Source organism: Streptomyces sp. NPDC101110, from assembly GCF_044759525.1.
Classification (GTDB): Bacteria; Actinomycetota; Actinomycetes; order Streptomycetales; family Streptomycetaceae; genus Streptomyces.
Genome location: NZ_JBIVZM010000015.1, coordinates 198118 through 215480 on the forward strand (window position 1 = coordinate 198118; position 17363 = coordinate 215480).

Here is a 17363-nt window from a genome sequence, read left to right on the forward strand (position 1 = left end):
TGCGCTCCCTGGTGCTTGCCTTGCCTGCTGGCCTGTCCGACCCACTGTAGTGCCGGGGGGCCGGGGACCGGTGTGTCGTCTTTCTGTGGGTCTTACGTAGCGCCCCTCACACTCGTTCTAAGGAAAGACGCTCACCTCGGTCTCGTGGTTGCCGCAGGGGAACGTGAGTGATCTCAAGCGATCGCCTGTGGGTCATCTCTCAGGCACTTTTGCGGGCAGAGCCGACCAATCAAGATCACCTTTTCCGGAGCGAGGGGCGCACTGTCAGTGGCAGGTGCGAGGATGCTGCCAGTACTGGCCGACGTGCTGGGGCGGGGTGGGGGACTCCGCGCCCGGGCAGAAGGGACCGCTGACGGCGATGCAGATCCGGCTGACCGTCGTAGATCCGCTGGGCCCGTCGGCGCCGGCGCGGGACCGCGCCCCGCGCAGCGACGTGCTGGTCACGGCCCCCGCCGGTACGGCGCTCGCCGCGGTGGCGTCGGCGCTCGCCCAGGCGGTCACCGGCGGTGACGGTTCGGGCGCGCCCGTGCTGTACGCCGGGGAGCAGCGGCTGGACGCCCAGCGCTGCACGCTCGGCGAGCCGCCGCTGACCGACGGTGCCGTGCTGTCCGTCGGCGCGCCCGGCGAGCCGGAGCCGCACCCGGAGCTGGCGGACGCCCCGGCCCAGCTCCAGGTCGTGGCCGGTCCCGACGCCGGCGGAGTCCATCTGCTGCACGGCGGCGAGATCCGCATCGGCCGTTCCGCGGACGCGGACGTACCGCTCGACGACCCGGACGTCTCCCGGCTGCACTGCGCGGTGACGGTGGGCGCGGACGGCCGCGTCGCGGTCGCCGACCTGGACTCCACGAACGGCACGACGGTGAGCGGCGCGCGAATCGGCGGCCGGGCGGTCCCGTTCGTGCCGGGTGCGCTGCTGCGGATCGGCGAGTCGGCGCTGCGGCTGGCTCCGGCCGGGGGGCCGGGGGCCCGGGTGGAGACGACTCCGGACGGGGAAGGGCACGTGCGCGTGGCCGGGCCCGCCGGGGTACCCGGGATCGACGCGGCGGCTCCGGGTCCGGCCGGCCCCGCGGGCCCCGCGCACTACGCTCACGGCGCGGCTGCCTGGGGCGTGCCGGGTGCCACCGGTCATGGCCCCGCGGATCCCGCCGTGGTGCCGGGACAGGGCGCTGCGCCCCGGATCGAGGGCGAATCCGCGGGCGGGGCCGCGCACGCGCCGCGGAGCGGGAGCGAGGGCCCGGACGCGGCGTCGGAGGCGCCGCGGAAAGAGGACAGGGGCGCAGGGTCCGAAGCGCCGCGGGAGCGGGGCCAGGCCGTGTCGCAGGAGCGGGGCCAGGCCGGCGAAGCGCTCGCTGCGAGCGGCGGGGGCACGGCCCCCTCCGGAGACCGCCGGAGCGTGGTGCCGTCCCCGGGAGCCGGGGGCGACCTCTCGGCGGGGAGCCGGAAGCAGGTGCGGTCCCCCGGTGCTGCGGGCACGGCCCCTGCGGGAGACTCCCGGGGCGAGGTGCCGACCCCGGGAGCCGGGGGCGACCTCTCGGCGGGGAGCCGGAAGCAGGTGCGGTCCCCCGGTGCTGCGGGCACGGCCCCTGCGGGAGACCGCCGGGGCGAGGTGCCCTCCCCCGGCCCCGGAGGCGCGGCGCACGCGGGGGACGGGTGGAGTGATGTGCCGACCGGCGGCACCGGTGAGACGCGTCGGCAGTCGGCCGCCGGGGCCGCGCAGCGGTCCGCGGAGGCACACGCACGGCGCACCGGTTCACCGGCGGACCCCCGCAGGACCACCCGGCAGCACGACGCCGCTCCGGCCGAGGCCGCACGGCAGAGCGACGCGGGCCGGCCGGCGGACGGCGCCGGGGACACGCACGCCGGCCGTTCCATGGCCGGGGCGTTCGGCGACGCGGTCCCTGACCGCACCGCACCGGCGTACGGCGCCGGCGCCACGGACGGAAACGATCACCGCCCCTGGGGCGCGGACGCCGGCCCCGACGACGCGGCCCTCGCCGACCAGCGTGCCGGTCGCGGACGCAAGGGCACTCCCCTGCGCGGCACCGACCTGCCCCCGCAGACCCGCAGGCGAGGCGGGCTCGGCGCGTGGGCCCGGCGGCTGACCGGGGGGCGTGGCGAACAGACGGCGGAACCACGCGAGGCATACGAGGACGAGTCGGTCGCGGTGGCGGCCGCGGAGCACCACCCGGTCGTCGTGCCGGGCGTGCCGGAGACCTGGCCGGACCCGGCCACGCTGCTGCTCACCGCGCTGGGGCCCGGCCCCAGGCTGTGGGAGCGCGGCCCCGGCCATCCGGAGGCCCTCGCCATACGCCTGGGTACGGCCGACCGGGCGGCGCCGGACGGCTCGGGCCTGCTGCCGGCCGTTCCCGTGACGGCCGGGCTGCGCGAGGTCGGCGCCCTGGGACTGGCCGGGCCGCGGGCGCGGCTGACCGGGCTGACCCGTGCCGTCCTGGCCCAGCTCGCCGCGCTGCACTCCCCCGACATGCTGGAGATCGTCCTGATCGCCGCGGACCGCTCCCGTCCGTTGGAGGAGCGCACCGCCGAGTGGTCCTGGCTGGGCTGGCTGCCGCACGTGCGCCCGGGGCACGGGCAGGACTGCCGACTGCTCCTGGCGCACGACCGGGAGCAGGCCGCCGCCCGTGTCGACGAGCTGACCCGCCGGCTGGAGGACCAGCTGGCGGACGCGGGGCTCGGCGGTCCGCCGCCGAGTGCCTCGGCGAGCGGCGGCTCACAACTGACCGGCGCCGTGCCCCGGAGCCGGACCGTCCCCGGTCCCCGCCGCCCCTCCTGGGCCCTGGTCGACGACGCCGGCAGCGACACGGCCGGCGGTTTCCCGGGTCCGTACACCGTCGTGGTCGTCGACGGCGACCCGGGCGGTGCCGACCTGCGCGGGGCCCTCGGGCGGCTGGCGCTGGAGGGCCCCCGCGCCGGAATCCACGTGGTCTGTCTGGCCGAGACGGCCGCCGCCTCCCCGGCCTCGCCGGTGACGGACACGTACGAGGCAGCCTGTTCGGTCGCGCCGGCCTTCCGGCAGTGCGGCGCGGTCGCGCTGCTCAGCGGGGACGTGGCGACGGCCCTGCGGCTGATGCGGGTGGCCCGGGCCGGTGGTGACGACTCGTCGGCCGGGCCCGTCGGGCACGGCACCGTCGCCACCGTCGACGCCGTCTCCGCGGCCTGGGCGGAGCGGTTCGCCAGGGCGCTGGCGCCGCTGCGGACGGACGGCCGGGCGAGCGAAGGGCAGCCGCGGGTCTCCGCGCCGCTGCCGCAGGCGGCCCGGCTGCTGGACGAACTGGGGCTGGCCCGCGCCACCCCGGCGTCGCTGATGGCGCGCTGGGCGGATGCGGCCGACGACGCCGAGGCGCTGGGCGGACGCGTGCGCGCGGTGCTGGGCGCCGGTCCGCGCGGCCCGGTCGGTGTGGACCTCGCGGCCCAGGGGCCCCACCTGCTGATCGAGGGCCCCCCGGGCAGCGGCCGTACGGAGCTGCTGCGGTCGGTCGTCGCGTCCCTGGCCGCCGCCGAGCGGCCGGACCGCCTCGGCATCGTGCTGGTCGACGGCCGGGGCGGCCCCGGCGCGGGCGGCGGCCAGGGCGAGGGACTGCGGGTGTGTACGGACGTCCCGCACGTCACCACCCTCCTCATGGCGCACGACCCGGTCCGGATGCGGGAGTTCGCGCAGTCCCTGAGCGCCGAGCTGAAGCGGCGCGCCGAGCTGCTCGGGCGGTCCGACTTCGCCGAGTGGCACACCGGCCGCGAGCTGTCGGGCCGTATGGTCGCGCAGCGCACGGCGACGGCGCGGGGCGGCGCCCGGACCGAGACGACGTCCGCCGCGGGGTCCGGCGACCTCGAATCCCCGTCGAGCTCCACCATGCGGCTGCGGCCGGGAGCGGCCCGGCGGCAGACGGAGGGGGCCGCACCGCCGCTGCCCCGGCTCGTCGTGGTCGTGGACGATCTGGACGCGCTGGTCTCCCCCGCGCTCGGCTCGACCGGGCGGCCCGCGGCCGGGTCGGTGATGCGCGCCCTGGAGGCCGTGGCCCGGGACGGCGAGCGGCTCGGTGTGCATCTGGTCGCGGCCACCGGCCTGTGCGCCCGTACGGCGGAGACGGAACCGGCGCGCCGGGCCACGCTGCGTGTCGCGCTGGACGCCCCGGCACCGGGCCCGGAGGAGCCCGCGCCCGGCCGGGGGCGGCTGACGGGGGCGGACGGGCGGGTCACCCCGTTCCAGGGGGGCCGGGTCACCGGCCGGATACCCCGGACGGCGACGTTGCGTCCCACGGTCGTCCCCCTGGAATGGCACCGCATGGGTGACCCTCCGGCGCGGCGCCCGGTGCGGGAACTCGGAAACGGCCCGACCGACCTGGCACTGTTGGCCAGCGCGCTGGAAAGGGCGGCACGGGAGGTCGCGGCTGCGAAGGTGCCGTCGCTCCTGTGAGCGGGGAGGGCCTTCGGCCCCCGCCGGGTCATGGGGCCGCGTCGCTGGTCACGAGGGAGTCACGATCCCCCGCTTGACAGCCGACGCCATCTTGCCGCCCCCGCACACCCGGGCGTAGACCAGATCGCACGGGAGCGCGCTCGACGTTCGACGAGGAACGAAGAAGCGGGGCAGTCATGCGCATGACGAGCAGCACCATCCGTACACGCTGGTCGCCCGAGCGGGACACGGCGACCCCCCGGAGCCGCAGAGCCGTCAAGGCCGCGGCCGCCGTCGCGGCGGGAGCCCTCGCGCTCTCGCTCTCCGCCTGCGGAAGCAGCGACAACGACAGCGGTGGAAGCACGGGCGACACCACGGGATCCGCAGACAACGTCACCCTTCCCAAGCTCGACGGGACGAGCCTGGAGATCGCCGCCGTGTGGACCGGCACGGAACAGGCCAACTTCAAGAAGGTCCTGCAGGAGTTCGAGAAGCGCACGGGCGCCAAGGTCACCTTCGTGCCCGCACAGGACCCCATCATCAACTTCATCGGCTCGAAGGTGGCCGGCGGGCAGCCGCCGGACATCGTGATGCTGCCGCAGCCCGGCGCCATCAAGCAGGCCGTCGACAAGGGCTGGGCCAAACAGCTGGGCTCCGACGCCGTCAAGGAGCTCGGCGAGAACTACTCGCAGGGCTGGCAGGACATCGGCAAGGTGAACGGCAAGCCGTACGGCGTGTACTACAAGGCCGCCAACAAGTCCCTGATCTGGTACAACAACCAGGTCTTCGAGAACGCTGGGGCCAGTGAGCCCGAGACGTGGCCGGACCTGCTGAACACCGCGCAGACGGTCTTCGACTCCGGCGTCACTCCGTTCTCCATCGGCGCGGCCGAGGGCTGGACGCTGACCGACTGGTTCGAGAACGTCTATCTCTCCCAGGCCGGCCCGGAGAAGTACGACCAGCTGGCCAAGCACGAGATCAAGTGGACGGATCCGTCCGTGAAGGACGCCCTGACCACTCTCGCGCAGGTCTGGGGCAAGCCCGACTGGATCGCCGGCGGGGCGAACGGGGCGTTGCAGACCGACTTCCCGGCCTCCGTCACGCAGGTCTTCACCGGCGGGGACCAGCCCAAGGCGGCCATGGTCGCGGCGGGTGACTTCGCGCAGGTCAACATCCCGTCGAGCATGAAGATCGGGACGGACGCGAAGGTGTTCCCGTTCCCGGCCGTGGGTGACCAGGGCCCGGTGGTCTCGGGCGGCGACGCGGCCGTGATCCTGGAGGACTCGAAGGGGTCGCAGGCCCTGGCGACCTGGCTCGCCTCCCCGGACGCGGCGTCGATCCAGGCCAAGCTGGGCGGCTACCTCTCGCCCAACAAGAACGTGCCGAACTCCGACTATCCGAACGCGGTGCAGCAGAAGATCGCCAAGGCGCTCATCGACGCCGGTGACGACTTCCGCTTCGACATGTCCGACCAGGCCCCGCAGGCCTTCGGCGGTACGCCCGGCAAGGGCGAGTGGAAGATCCTCCAGGACTTCCTGAAGAACCCGAAGGACATCGCGGGGACGCAGGCGAAGCTGGAGGCCGAAGCGGCAGCGGCCTACGGGAACTGACGTCATGACGTCGGTTCCGGCGGCAGGGGGCGACAAGCCCCCTGCCGCTCCCAAGTCGCGCAAGAGTGTGACCGGCACCCGCAGGACCGTGGCGGCGCTGTTCCTGCTGCCCGCGCTCGTCCTGCTCGGCGCGCTCGTGGTGTACCCGATCGGGTACTCGGTCGTGCGCAGCTTCTACGACCAGTCCGGTGACGGCTTCACCGGAATAGACAACTACAAGGCCCTCTTCACCGACGAGGGCATCCGCACCGCGCTGAAGAACAACATCATCTGGGTGGTGTTCGCGCCGACGGTCGCGACGGCGCTCGGCCTGATCTTCGCGGTGCTGACCGAACGGGTGCGCTGGGGCACGGCGTTCAAGCTGGTCGTCTTCATGCCGATGGCGATCTCGATGCTGGCGGCGGGCATCATCTTCCGCCTGGTGTACGACCAGGACCCGGACAAGGGCGTCGCGAACGCGGTGTGGGTGGGCGTGCACGACACGTTCGCCCAGGCGTCGGCGTTCCCGAAGGCCCACCCGGGCCGCGACTCGCCGCTGAAGCCGGCCGGCGGGGGCGCGTTCGTCACCACGTCGCCCGTCCGCACGGGCGAGGCGGTCTCCCTGCCCCTGGTGGGTGTGGCGCCTGATCAGATGCCCGACGGAGCGAAGGCCGCGGCTGTGCCGGAGCCCGAGCCGGACAAGGTCACGGGCACGACCTGGCAGGACTTCACGCGCGGCAAGGGCGTGGGCAAGCTCAACGGTGTCGACCCGGGCGAGCTCGGCTACGCCGGCATGAGGATCGAGGCGGTGAAGGACGGCAGGGTCGTCGCGTCGACGACGGCCGCGGGCGACGGCACCTTCACCCTGCCCGCCTCGGCCGACGGGGCCCAGCTCCGGCTCCCGGCGAGCAACTTCAAGGAGCCGTACAACGGCCTGGACTGGCTCGGCCCGTCCCTGGTCACCCCGGCCATCATCGGCTCGTACATCTGGATGTGGGCGGGCTTCGCGATGGTGCTGATCGCGGCCGGGCTCGCGAGCGTGCCCCGGGAGCTGCTGGAGGCGGCCCGGGTCGACGGCGCGAGCGAGTGGCAGGTGTTCAGACGGGTCACGGTGCCGCTGCTGGCGCCGGTCCTCGCGGTCGTCACCGTCACTCTGATGATCAATGTGCTGAAGATCTTCGACCTGGTCTTCATCATCGCTCCGGGTTCGTCCCAGGACGACGCGAACGTCCTCGCCCTGGAGCTGTACCGCAAGGGCTTCTCCGAGGACCAGCCGGGCATCGCGAGCGCCATCTCGGTGTTCCTGCTGCTGCTCGTGGTCCCGGTGATGTGGTTCAACGTGCGTCGGCTGCGGCGGGAGGTCAGGCGATGACAAGGGCCCGGTCCTCCCCCTGCCGGGGGCTCGGGGGTCGTCCCCCGGAAAAGCACAGTAACGTGCGTCGGCTGCGGCGGGAGGTGCGGCGATGAAGGCCGGGCGGTCGCTGGGATCGCGGCTCGCGGAGGGGGTCAGCGGCGGGCTGCTGCGGGTGTTCCTCATCGTCGTCGGGGTGTTCTGGCTGGTGCCGACCATCGGGCTGCTGCTGTCGAGCCTCCGCGCGCCGGAGGACATCGCGGCGAGCGGCTGGTGGAAGGTGTTCACCGAGCCCTCCCAGATCACCTTCGACAACTACTCGAAGCTGCTGGAGAACGAGGACATCACCAGCTCCCTGCTGAACACGGTCTGGATCACCGTGCCGGCGACGCTGCTGGTCGTGGTCATCGGCTCGCTCGCGGGCTACGCCTTCGCCTGGATGGAGTTCCCCGGCCGGGACTGGTGGTTCCTCGGCGTGGTCGGCCTGCTGGTCGTGCCCGTGCAGGTGGCGCTGATCCCGATCGCCGAACTCTTCGGCAGCATCGGCCTCTTCGGCTCGGTGCTCGGCGTGGTGCTCTTCCACGTCGGTTTCGGCCTGCCGTTCGCGGTGTTCCTGCTGCGGAACTTCTTCGCGGAGATCCCGAGGGAACTGCTGGAGGCGGCGCGCCTGGACGGGGCGGGTGAACTGCGCCTGTTCTTCCGTGTCGTGATGCCGCTCGGCGCCCCGGCGATCGCGGCCCTCGGCATCTTCCAGTTCCTGTGGGTGTGGAACGACCTGCTGGTCGCGCTGATCTTCTCGGACTCCGGGAGCCAGCCCATCACGGTCGCACTGCAGACGCAGGTACGGCAGTTCGGCAACAACATCGACGTACTGGCACCCGGCGCGTTCATCTCGATGGTGATTCCGCTGGCCGTCTTCTTCGCGTTCCAGCGGCAGTTCGTGTCCGGTGTGATGGCCGGCGCGGTCAAATAGCTTTCAGAGCACGGCAGTTGGAGGGGCGGGCCGGGGGCGGGCCGCCCCTTTGGCGTTCCCCCGTATGCCGTAGCCGCCGTAACCAAGTCGGCCCATCGGCCGTTCCCGGGCCGAACGCCCGCGCCGACCGATGGATGGCCTCTTGCCCAGGTTCAGTGTCATTGTCCCCGCGTACCAGGTTCAGGCGTACCTGCACGAGTGCCTCGAATCGGTGCTCTCCCAGTCCTGTCCCGATCTGGAGCTGATCGTCGTCGACGACTGCTCGCCGGACGGGTGCGGTGCGATCATCGACGAGTTCGCCGCCCGTGACACGCGCGTCCGTCACGTCCACCTGCCGGAGAACGTCGGCCTGGGCCGTGCGAGAAACGCCGGCGTGGCGCACGCGAGCGGCGACTACCTGCTGTTCCTCGACGGCGACGACACCCTCACGTCCGACGCGCTGCGCTCGATCGCCGACCGGCTCAAGGAGACGGGCGAGCCGGACGTGCTGGTCTTCGACTACGCGCGCACGTACTGGACCGGGGAGGCGATCCGCAACCAGGCGGCCCCGCAGCTCACCGAGCGGGGCCCGGCGCCGTTCCGCCTGGAGGACCGGCCGGCGCTGCTGCGGCTGCTGATGGTCGCCTGGAACAAGGCCTACCGGCGGGAGTTCGTCGAGGAGGGGGGCTTCGTCTTCCCGCCCGGTGTCTACGAGGACACACCGTGGACGTACCCGGTGCTGATGACCGCCGAGTCGATCGCGACCCTCGACCGGGTCTGCGTGCACTACCGGCAGCGGCGGCAGGGCAGCATCCTGCGCACCACCAGCGAGCGGCACTTCGACGTCTTCGAGCAGTACGACCGGGTCTTCGCGTTCGTCGACGAGCATCCCGAACTCGCGCGGTGGCGGCCGGTGTTGTTCCGCCGCATGGTGCACCACCTGGTGATCGTGTACTCCCGGCGGGACCGGCTGCCCCGGGGCTCGCGCGCCGACTTCATGCGCCGGGCCCGCGCCCACTACCGGCGCTACCGCACCCCCGGCGTCCCCGCCTCCCTGCGGTACCGGATCCATCACGTCCTGATCCGCTTCGGCCTGCACCGCACCTACCGCACCCTCCAACTGGCGTCGGCGCTGCACCGCGCCACCACCCGGAGCGCAGGGAAGCTGCTGCGGGGCCTGCGCTCGGCCGCCCTCAGGACCCACTACCGCGTCCAGCGCTGCCTGCCGCTGCGCGCCGACCGTGCCGCCTTCGCCGCCTACGACGGCCGCGGCCACGGCTGCAACCCCGGCGCGCTGGAGGCGGCCTTCCGCGACCTCGCGCCGCACATCCGCACGGCGTGGATCGCCCGCCGCGAGCACCACCACACGATTCCGCCCGGCCCGCGCCGCATCGTCCCCGGGACGGCCGCCTACTGGACGGCGCTCGCCCGCTCCCGCTACCTGGTCAGCAACACCGGCTTCGACGACCGGCTGGCCAAGCGCCGGGGCCAGGTCCTGATCCAGACCGGGCACGGCACCCCGCTCGGGCACATCGGCCTCGACCTCCAGGAGCGCCCCGCCGCGGCCCGCGGCCGGGACTTCACCCGGCTGCTGAAGGACGTCGACCGCTGGGACTACGTGCTGTCCGCCAACCGCCACACCACGCTCACCCACGAGCGCGTCCACCCCGGCCGCTACACCACGCTGGAGTACGGCTACCCCCGCAACGACGTGTTCCGGACCGCGACCCCGGCGGACGTGGCCCGGCTGCGCGCCTCGCTCGGCATCCCCCGGGGCGCGGTGGCGATCCTGTACGCGCCGACCCACCGCGACTACCGCCGCTCCCAGCGCCACGCTCTCGACCTCCAGCGGATCGCGCGCCGCCTCGGCCCGCGCTTCGTCGTCCTGGCCCGCGCCCACCACGCCTACGACGCCCCGCTGACCACCACCTGCGGCCGGGTCGTCGACGTCTCCGGCCACCCGAGTGTGGAGTCGCTCTGTCTGGCCTCGGACGCCCTGGTCACGGACTACTCGTCGCTGATGTTCGACTACGCCAACCTGGACCGGCCGATCGTGGTCCACGCCGACGACTGGGAGGCGTACGACGCGGCCCGGGGCACCTACTTCGACCTGCTCGACTTCCCGCCGGGCGCGGTCGCCCGCGGCGAGGACGAGCTGATCGACATCTTCGCCACCGGTCACTGGCACGGCGCCCGCTCGGGCCGGCTGCGGGCGGCGTTCCGCGAGCGGTTCTGCACCTACGACGACGGCCGGGCCGCCGAGCGGGTGGTGCGCCGGGTCGTCCTCGGGGAGTCGGAGCTGCCGCCGGTCGTGCCGCTCGGCGAGCGCCGCCCGGTGCCGTCGGCGGCGGCCTCGCTGACGCGTGAGCCGCTCACCACGGTGCCGTTGCCGGCCGGTCCGCCCGTCGTCACCGACCGTCTCTGACCACGGTTCGCACTTCGGGGAGTCCGCATGCCCTCCAGCCCGTCGCGGCCGACGCCCAGCAGACCGCCCTCGTGGCGTCCGTCCGGGCGGCCGGGCCGCCCGCGCACCGGATGAGACGGCCCGCCTCCACCACCTTGTGAAGACCGCCCCGGGCGGACCGCCCTCGACAGAAAGAGCAGAATGCCCCGCTTCAGCATCGTCGTCCCGTCCCATGGGGTCGCGGGCCGGCTGTCCCTGGCCCTGGACTCGGTCCTCGCCCAGTCGTTCGGCGACTTCGAGCTGATCCCGGTGTGCGACGCGCCCGACGCGCCGGCGGCGGACGTCGTCGCCGGGTACGCCGAGCGGGACTCCCGGGTGACGCCGGTGCACTCGCCGCCGTCGGACGGCCTGGCCGGGGCCCGCAACGCCGCGCTGAAGGCGGCGGTCGGCGGCCACGTGCTGTTCCTCGACGGCGACGACGTCCTGGTCCCAGGGGCGCTGGCGGCGCTGGACACCCGGCTGGGCGAGACGGGCGACGTGGACGTCCTGTACTTCGAGCACGAGCGCACTCCCTGGTGGGAGGGCGAGCCGACCAACCCCGCCGCTCCCCTGCTGGCCAGGACACCGGACAGGGCCTTCTCCCCGAGTGAGGCCCCCCGGCTGACGGGCGTGACGCTCCCCGCGTGGAGCGCGCTCTACCGGCGGGCCTTCCTCACCGAGCAGAACCTCGCCTTCCCCGGCGAGCACTACACGGACATCGGTTTCGGCGGGCTGGTCGCCCTGCGGGCGGAGCAGATGGCGGCGCTGCGCGCGGTCGTCGTACGGCATCTGCTGCGCCGGCAGGGCAACCGGCTGGGGCTGCCCGGCGAGCACCACACCGAACTGCTCGACCAGTGCGCACGGGTGCTGGCGCAGGCCGCGGAGCAGAACCTGGCGGCGGACCGGCTGACGCCGCTGTTCGAGCAGCTCTTCGCGGCCGTGCTGAAGACGGCCGCCCACCCCCGGCGGCTGACGTGCGGGCGCCGAGCGTTCTTCCGGCGGGCGAGCGCGCTCTACCGGCGGCACCGCCCCGCCGGGTACCGGGCGCCCGGCGGCAGCCTCGGCGTCCAGCACCGGCTGCTCGCCTCCGGGTCGTACGCGGCGTTCCGTGCCCTGCGCGCCGCCCACCGGACGGCGTCGCGGGCCGCCGCGCTGCTCCCCCGCCCGCGCGGACTGCGCACCCGGCTGCGGTACGCGGTGGGTCTGCGCCTGCCGCTCGACGAGAACCTCGTCGTGTACTGCGCCTACTGGGGTCGCGGCTACGCCTGCAACCCGGCCGCGATCCACGCCAAGGCCCGCGAACTGGCGCCGCACCTGCGCGCGGTGTTCCTGGTGGAGCCGGACGCGGTCGGCAGCGTGCCACCGGACGTGGAATACGCGGTGCTCGGGAGCCGGAAGTACTGGGAGGTACTGGCCCGTGCCAAGTACCTGGTCAACAACGCCAACTTCGCCGACGCCGTGGTCAAGCGGCCCGGCAGCGTGCACCTGCAGACCCAGCACGGCACGCCACTGAAGACGATGGGCGCCGACCAGGCGACGTATCCCGTGGTGGCCGCGGCGACCGGCAGCTTCGCCAGGCTGCTGGCCCGGGTGGACCGCTGGGACTACAACCTCACCTCCAACCGGCACTCCACCGAGATGTGGGAGCGGGCGTTCCCCAGCGCGCACGAGACCCTCGAGTACGGCTATCCGCGCAACGACGTCTACTGCACGGCGTCCGCCGAGGACGTGGCCCGCGTCCGCAAGGAACTGGGCGTCCCCGACGGCAAGAAGGCCCTGCTCTACGCGCCCACGCACCGCGACTACGCCACCGGCTTCGAGACGGGCCTGGACCTGGCGGAGTTCTGCGAGGCGATCGGCGACGACTACGTGGTGCTGCTGCGCACCCACTACTTCTACGACAAGGGGGCGAGCCGGGGCGGCGGGCGGATCATCGACGTCACCGGGCACCGCTCGTCGGAGGACGTGTGCCTGGCCGCGGACGCGCTGATCACGGACTACTCGTCGATCATGTTCGACTACGCCAATCTGGACCGGCCGATCGTCGTGTACGCCGACGACTGGGACGTCTACCGGGAGACCCGTGGCGTCTACTTCGACCTGATGGAGCTCCCGCCCGGCCGGGTCGCCCGCACGCCCGAGGAACTGGCGGCCGTCTTCCGCGACGGTTCCTGGGCGGACGCGTCCGCCGCGTCCCTGCGGGCCGCGTTCCGGGAGCGCTTCTGCCAGTTCGACGACGGGCGGGCCGCCGAGCGCGTCGTGCGCCGGGTGCTGCTGGGGGAGCCGCCCGAGTCGATCCCGCACGTGGTGCCGCTCGCGGAGCGCGTCCCGGCCCCCGCCGCCACCCTCACAAGGAGCTGATCGAAGACGTGCCCCGCTTCAGCATCATCGTCCCCGTCTACAAGGTGCAGGGCTTCCTGCGCGAGTGTCTCGACTCGGTGCTCGGCCAGTCCCACGGCGACTTCGAGGTGATCGCCGTGGACGACCGCTCGCCCGACGGCAGCGGGGCGATCCTCGACGAGTACGCCGCCCGCGACGACCGGGTGCGGGTGCTGCACCTGTCCGAGAACGTGGGCCTCGGCCGGGCCCGCAACGCGGGCCTCGCGCAGGCGGCCGGCGACTACGTGCTGTTCCTGGACAGCGACGACCGCTACACGCCGGGCCTGCTGGCCGCCGTCGCCGCCCGACTGGCGGTGACCGGCGACCCGGACCTCCTGGTCTTCGACCATGTGCGCACCTACTGGTGGGGCCGGGGCGGGCGCAGCGAGGCGGCTGACCTGCTGGCCGCGGCGGGCCTGGAGACGTTCGGCATCCGGGAGAGTCCGCAGTACCTGAACCTGTTCCTGGTCGCCTGGAACAAGGCCTACCGGCGGTCGTTCCTCCTGGAGCACGGCCTGCGGTACGCGGCGGGACTGTACGAGGACGCGCCGGTCACCTACCGGTCGATGGTGCTGGCCGAACGCATCGCGTGCCTGGACCGGATCGGCGTGGAGTACCGGCAGCGCCGGCAGGGCGCGATCACCAGAACACCCGGGCGGCGGCACTTCGACATCTTCCCGCAGTACGAGGGCCTGTTCGCGTTCCTGGAGCAGCGCCCCGACCTCGGCTGGGCGCGGCCGCTGCTGCTGGAACGGGCGCTGGATCACATGCTGTTCGTGCTGGCCCGCGAGGACCGGGTGCGGCCCGCCGACCGGGGCGACTTCTACCGGGAGATCCGCTCCTTCCACCGCCGGCACCTCCCCGAGGGCGGCTTTCCGCTGCCGGAGGGCTGGCGCGGGGCCGAGATGCGGTTGCTGGCCTCGGCGCCCTACGCGTCGTACGCGGCGGCGCGCGGGCTGCGGGACCTGCGGGCCGCCGTCCTGGGCGGGCGGCGCAAGGTGGCCGGGAAGGCGTCGGAGACGGCCCGGCGCGCCTGGTACGCGACCCAGTCGAAGCGTCCCCTCGATCCGCACCTGGCCGTGTACTCGGCGACCCACCACCGGGGCGTGAGCGGTGATCCGGCAGCGATCCACGCGAAGGCGTGCGAGATCGCCCCGCACATCCGGGGCGTGTGGGTGGTGCGGGAGGACGCGGTGGACGCGCTGCCGCCCGGTATCGACCATGTGACGCCGGGCTCGCGGCGCTACCACGAGGTCATGGCCCGGGCCACGTACTGGGTGAACAACGTCAACTGGCCCGGCACCCTGGCCAAGCGGCCCGGCAGCGTGCACATCCACACGCACCAGGGCACCCCGCTCAAGTACATGGGCGCCGACCTGCTGACCAAGCCGGGTGCCCGGCACGGGTTCGACGTGCCGCAGATGCTGCGCCGCGCCGACCGCTGGGACTACAGCCTGGTCGCGGGGCGGCACGCGGAGCGGGCGTGGGAGCGGGCCTTTCCGTGCCGCTTCACCTCGCTGCGGACCGGCAGCCCGCGCAACGACGTGCTGGTCGGCGCCGGTCCGGAGCGGGGCCTGGAGGTGCGCGAGCGGCTCGGCGTCCCGGCCGGTGACACGGTCGTGCTGTACGCGCCGACCCGCCGCGACTACCGGCGGGGCGGCCATGTCGACCGGTTCGATCTCGCCCGCTTCGCCGAGGACCTGGGCCCCGGGCACACGCTGGTCGTCCGGCTGCACCCGTCGCTCGCGGCGGGCGTCGCGCGCGGTCTCGGCCTGTCCGACCTGCACCGGCGGGGCGTGCTGGTGGACGCGACGGACGAGCTTCATGTCGAGGACGTGATGCTCGCCTCCGACGTGCTGGTCACCGACTACTCGGCCCTGATGTTCGACTACGCCCTGCTGGACCGGCCGATCGTGGTCCACGCCGACGACTGGGGCGCGTTCGCGGCCAGCCGGGGCGCCTACTTCGACATCACGGCCGACGCGCCGGGCCATGTGTCGCGTTCGTACCGGGAGCTGGCCTGGCTGTTCGCGTCCGGCACCTGGCAGGACGCGGAGGCGGCGCGGCTGCGCTCCGGTTTCCGTGAGCGGTACTGCGAGTTCGAGGACGGGCGGGCCGCCGAGCGGGTCGTCCGGCTGCTGATGCTCGGCGAGCGGGGCGGGGCGCTGCTGCCCGCGGCCCGCCGGACCGAGGGTGTCCGCATCCGACCCGAGGCGCTGATCGAGAGATGAGAACTCCCGCGACCCCCGAGGCCGTTCCCTCCCTGCCGGGTCAGCGGGCGTCCTCGGCCCGGCCCGCCGGCGCCGAGCGGCTGCTGCCGGTGCGGTGGTGGCACGCCGCGCTGGTCGCCGTGCCCACCGCGGCCCTCTTCGTCCTGGGCTACCGGCGCCGCTGGATCTGCGACGACGGGCTGATCTACCTGCGTCCGGTCCGGCAGATCCTGGCGGGCAACGGGCCGGTGTTCAACGTCGGGGAGCGGGCGGAGAGTTCGACGGGCACCCTCTGGCAGTGGCTGATCGCGCTGACCACCTGGGTCACCGGCGAGGACCCGGCGTTCCTCGCGGTCGGACTGGGGCTGCTGCTGAGCACCGCCGGATTCGCGTTCGCCCTGCTCGCCACGTGCCGACTGCACCGGGGTGCCGGGCTGCTGCTCCCGGCGGGTGTGTTCGTGCTGCTGGCGGTGCCGCCGTTCTGGTCGTACATGACGTCGGGTCTGGAGAGTGGCCTCAGCGTCTTCTGGACCGGCCTGTCGTGGTGGCTGCTGGTGCGGACCCGGCGTGGCCAGGAGGGCCGTGAGACGTGCGCGGCGGCCTTCGTGTTCGGGCTGGGTGCGCTGGTGAGGCCCGATCTGGCGGTGGTCACGGTGTGCTTCCTGGCGGCGCAGTGGTGGGTGCTGCGTCCCACCCTGCGGGGCACGGCGGCGACGCTGGCCTCGGCGGGCGCGGTGCCGCTGGCCTACGAGGTCTTCCGGGCGGGGTACTACGGGATCCTGGTGCCGCTGCCCGCCGTCGCCAAGGAGGCGAGCGCCAGCGACTGGAGCCGGGGCGCCGGGTACGTGCAGGAGACGCTCGGGCCGTACTGGCTGTGGCCCGTCGTGCCGGTGCTCGGGGGGCTCGCCGTCCTGCTGGGGCGGCGCGCCCACCGGGAGCAGCGGGGCCGTGTCCCGGGGCGGGCCTCGCTCGCGGTCCTGTCGGCGCCGCTCGCCGCGGGCCTGCTGCTGGCCGGGTACGTGGTGCGCGTCGGCGGCGACTACATGCACGCCCGCATGATCCTGCCGGCTCTGCTCCTGCTGCTGCTGCCGGTGCTGGTCGTGCCCGCGACCAGGGTCACGGCTGTGGCGGGCGCGCTGCTGGTGGTGTGGCTGTGCGCGACGGTCAGCCCGCTGCGGGCGCCGTTCGACGTGCGCAGCACACCCGGGTCGTTCAACGTGCGCAGTTCCGACGTGGAGAGCCTCCGCGACCACAACCCGGTGCGCACCGCCACCTGGGTGTCCGGTTGGCCTGCCCTGCCAGAGGGGCGCGCCATGCTGGCCCGGGCGGAGCGGGCGGACGGGCCCACGCTGCTCTACTTCGACGCCGGGCGGCGGCTGCACGCGACGCCGATGCGCCCGGACGCCCCGTACCGGGTGGTGATCGTGGGCCGTCACCTCGGAGTGACGGGAGCGGCCGCGCCGCTGGACGCCTACGTCAACGACGCCTGGGGGCTGGCCAGTCCGATCGGTGCGCATCTGGCGCTGGAGCGGTGGAGCTGGCCCGGGCACGAGAAGTTCCTGCGCAACCACTGGATCTTCGCCGAGTGGGCGGCGGAGCACCCGCCGCAGCGCGATCTGCTGCGGGCCGGGGCCTCGCGGGAGGCGGTCGCGGCGGCCCGGGCGGCGCTGAGCTGCGGCGAACTGGCCGAGCTGCGGGAGTCGGTGCGCGCGCCGCTCACCGCCGAGCGGTTCTGGCGGAACCTCACCGGGTCGGTCGAGCGGACGCAGTTCCGGTTCGCGCGCTGGCCGGCGGCGGCGCAGCGGGCGCTGTGCTAGTGCCGCGGCAGGCGACGTCTGCCCGTGAAGGAGCGGCGTCCGGTGCGTTCTCTCGGCGTGCCGGCCGCGAGCCCTCGTACTGGACGTACTCGGGCTTGCGGCGGGGGCGGCGAGAGGGCGTGCCGGGCGTCGCGACGGGGCGAACGTTGCCTGCCGCGGCACTGGTGACGGTCGGCAGGTGGGGGCAGTGGCTTCACCCGATGAAGTGATCCGG

At 73.9% G+C, this 17363-nt stretch carries 8 protein-coding genes; all 8 read left to right on the plus strand.

Features of this window, described 5'->3' with window-relative positions; genetic code table 11:
• Positions 1 to 358 precede the first annotated feature (358 nt).
• The 8 genes from ACIQU3_RS30735 to ACIQU3_RS30770 all read left to right on the plus strand — a co-directional run bounded on the left by ACIQU3_RS30735 (position 359) and on the right by ACIQU3_RS30770 (position 17149).
• On the plus strand, positions 359 to 4429 hold the full coding sequence (locus tag ACIQU3_RS30735) for an FtsK/SpoIIIE domain-containing protein (RefSeq protein ID WP_403928793.1): 4071 nt from the start codon (positions 359 to 361) through the stop codon (positions 4427 to 4429).
• A gap of 176 nt (positions 4430 to 4605) precedes the next feature.
• Positions 4606 to 6018 carry an ABC transporter substrate-binding protein gene (locus ACIQU3_RS30740; RefSeq protein WP_403727100.1) on the plus strand — a complete coding sequence of 471 codons (1413 nt, stop codon included), beginning with the start codon at positions 4606 to 4608 and terminating at the stop codon, positions 6016 to 6018.
• Positions 6019 to 6022: 4 nt separating this feature from the next.
• Positions 6023 to 7369: a carbohydrate ABC transporter permease gene (locus tag ACIQU3_RS30745; protein ID WP_403727102.1), complete on the plus strand. Its 1347-nt coding sequence runs from the start codon at positions 6023 to 6025 to the stop codon at positions 7367 to 7369.
• A 91-nt stretch (positions 7370 to 7460) separates the two neighbouring features.
• Positions 7461 to 8321: a carbohydrate ABC transporter permease gene (locus tag ACIQU3_RS30750; protein WP_403727104.1), complete on the plus strand. Its 861-nt coding sequence runs from the start codon at positions 7461 to 7463 to the stop codon at positions 8319 to 8321.
• 142 nt (positions 8322 to 8463) lie between these two features.
• On the plus strand, positions 8464 to 10725 hold the full coding sequence (locus tag ACIQU3_RS30755) for a CDP-glycerol glycerophosphotransferase family protein (RefSeq protein ID WP_403928795.1): 2262 nt from the start codon (positions 8464 to 8466) through the stop codon (positions 10723 to 10725).
• A gap of 180 nt (positions 10726 to 10905) precedes the next feature.
• Positions 10906 to 13104 (plus strand): CDP-glycerol glycerophosphotransferase family protein, encoded by a 2199-nt coding sequence (locus ACIQU3_RS30760; protein ID WP_403928798.1) that lies wholly within the window; start codon positions 10906 to 10908, stop codon positions 13102 to 13104.
• Positions 13105 to 13112: 8 nt separating this feature from the next.
• On the plus strand, positions 13113 to 15353 hold the full coding sequence (locus tag ACIQU3_RS30765) for a CDP-glycerol glycerophosphotransferase family protein (protein WP_403928801.1): 2241 nt from the start codon (positions 13113 to 13115) through the stop codon (positions 15351 to 15353).
• Entirely contained in the window at positions 15350 to 17149 is a 1800-nt protein-coding gene (locus ACIQU3_RS30770; RefSeq protein ID WP_403928803.1) for a hypothetical protein, read from the plus strand. The genes ACIQU3_RS30765 and ACIQU3_RS30770 overlap by 4 nt, the downstream gene beginning before the upstream one ends.
• The last annotated feature ends 214 nt before the right edge of the window (positions 17150 to 17363 follow it).

Excerpts from the sequence above, each read along its gene's own strand:
- ACIQU3_RS30760 (WP_403928798.1), top strand. The coding sequence starts at position 10,906 with ATGCCCCGCTTCAGCATCGTCGTCCCGTCCCATGGGGTCGCGGGCCGG.
- ACIQU3_RS30740 (WP_403727100.1), top strand. The coding sequence starts at position 4,606 with ATGCGCATGACGAGCAGCACCATCCGTACACGCTGGTCGCCCGAGCGG.
- ACIQU3_RS30735 (WP_403928793.1), top strand. The coding sequence starts at position 359 with ATGCAGATCCGGCTGACCGTCGTAGATCCGCTGGGCCCGTCGGCGCCG.
- ACIQU3_RS30745 (WP_403727102.1), top strand. The coding sequence starts at position 6,023 with ATGACGTCGGTTCCGGCGGCAGGGGGCGACAAGCCCCCTGCCGCTCCC.
- ACIQU3_RS30770 (WP_403928803.1), top strand. The coding sequence starts at position 15,350 with ATGAGAACTCCCGCGACCCCCGAGGCCGTTCCCTCCCTGCCGGGTCAG.
- ACIQU3_RS30750 (WP_403727104.1), top strand. The coding sequence starts at position 7,461 with ATGAAGGCCGGGCGGTCGCTGGGATCGCGGCTCGCGGAGGGGGTCAGC.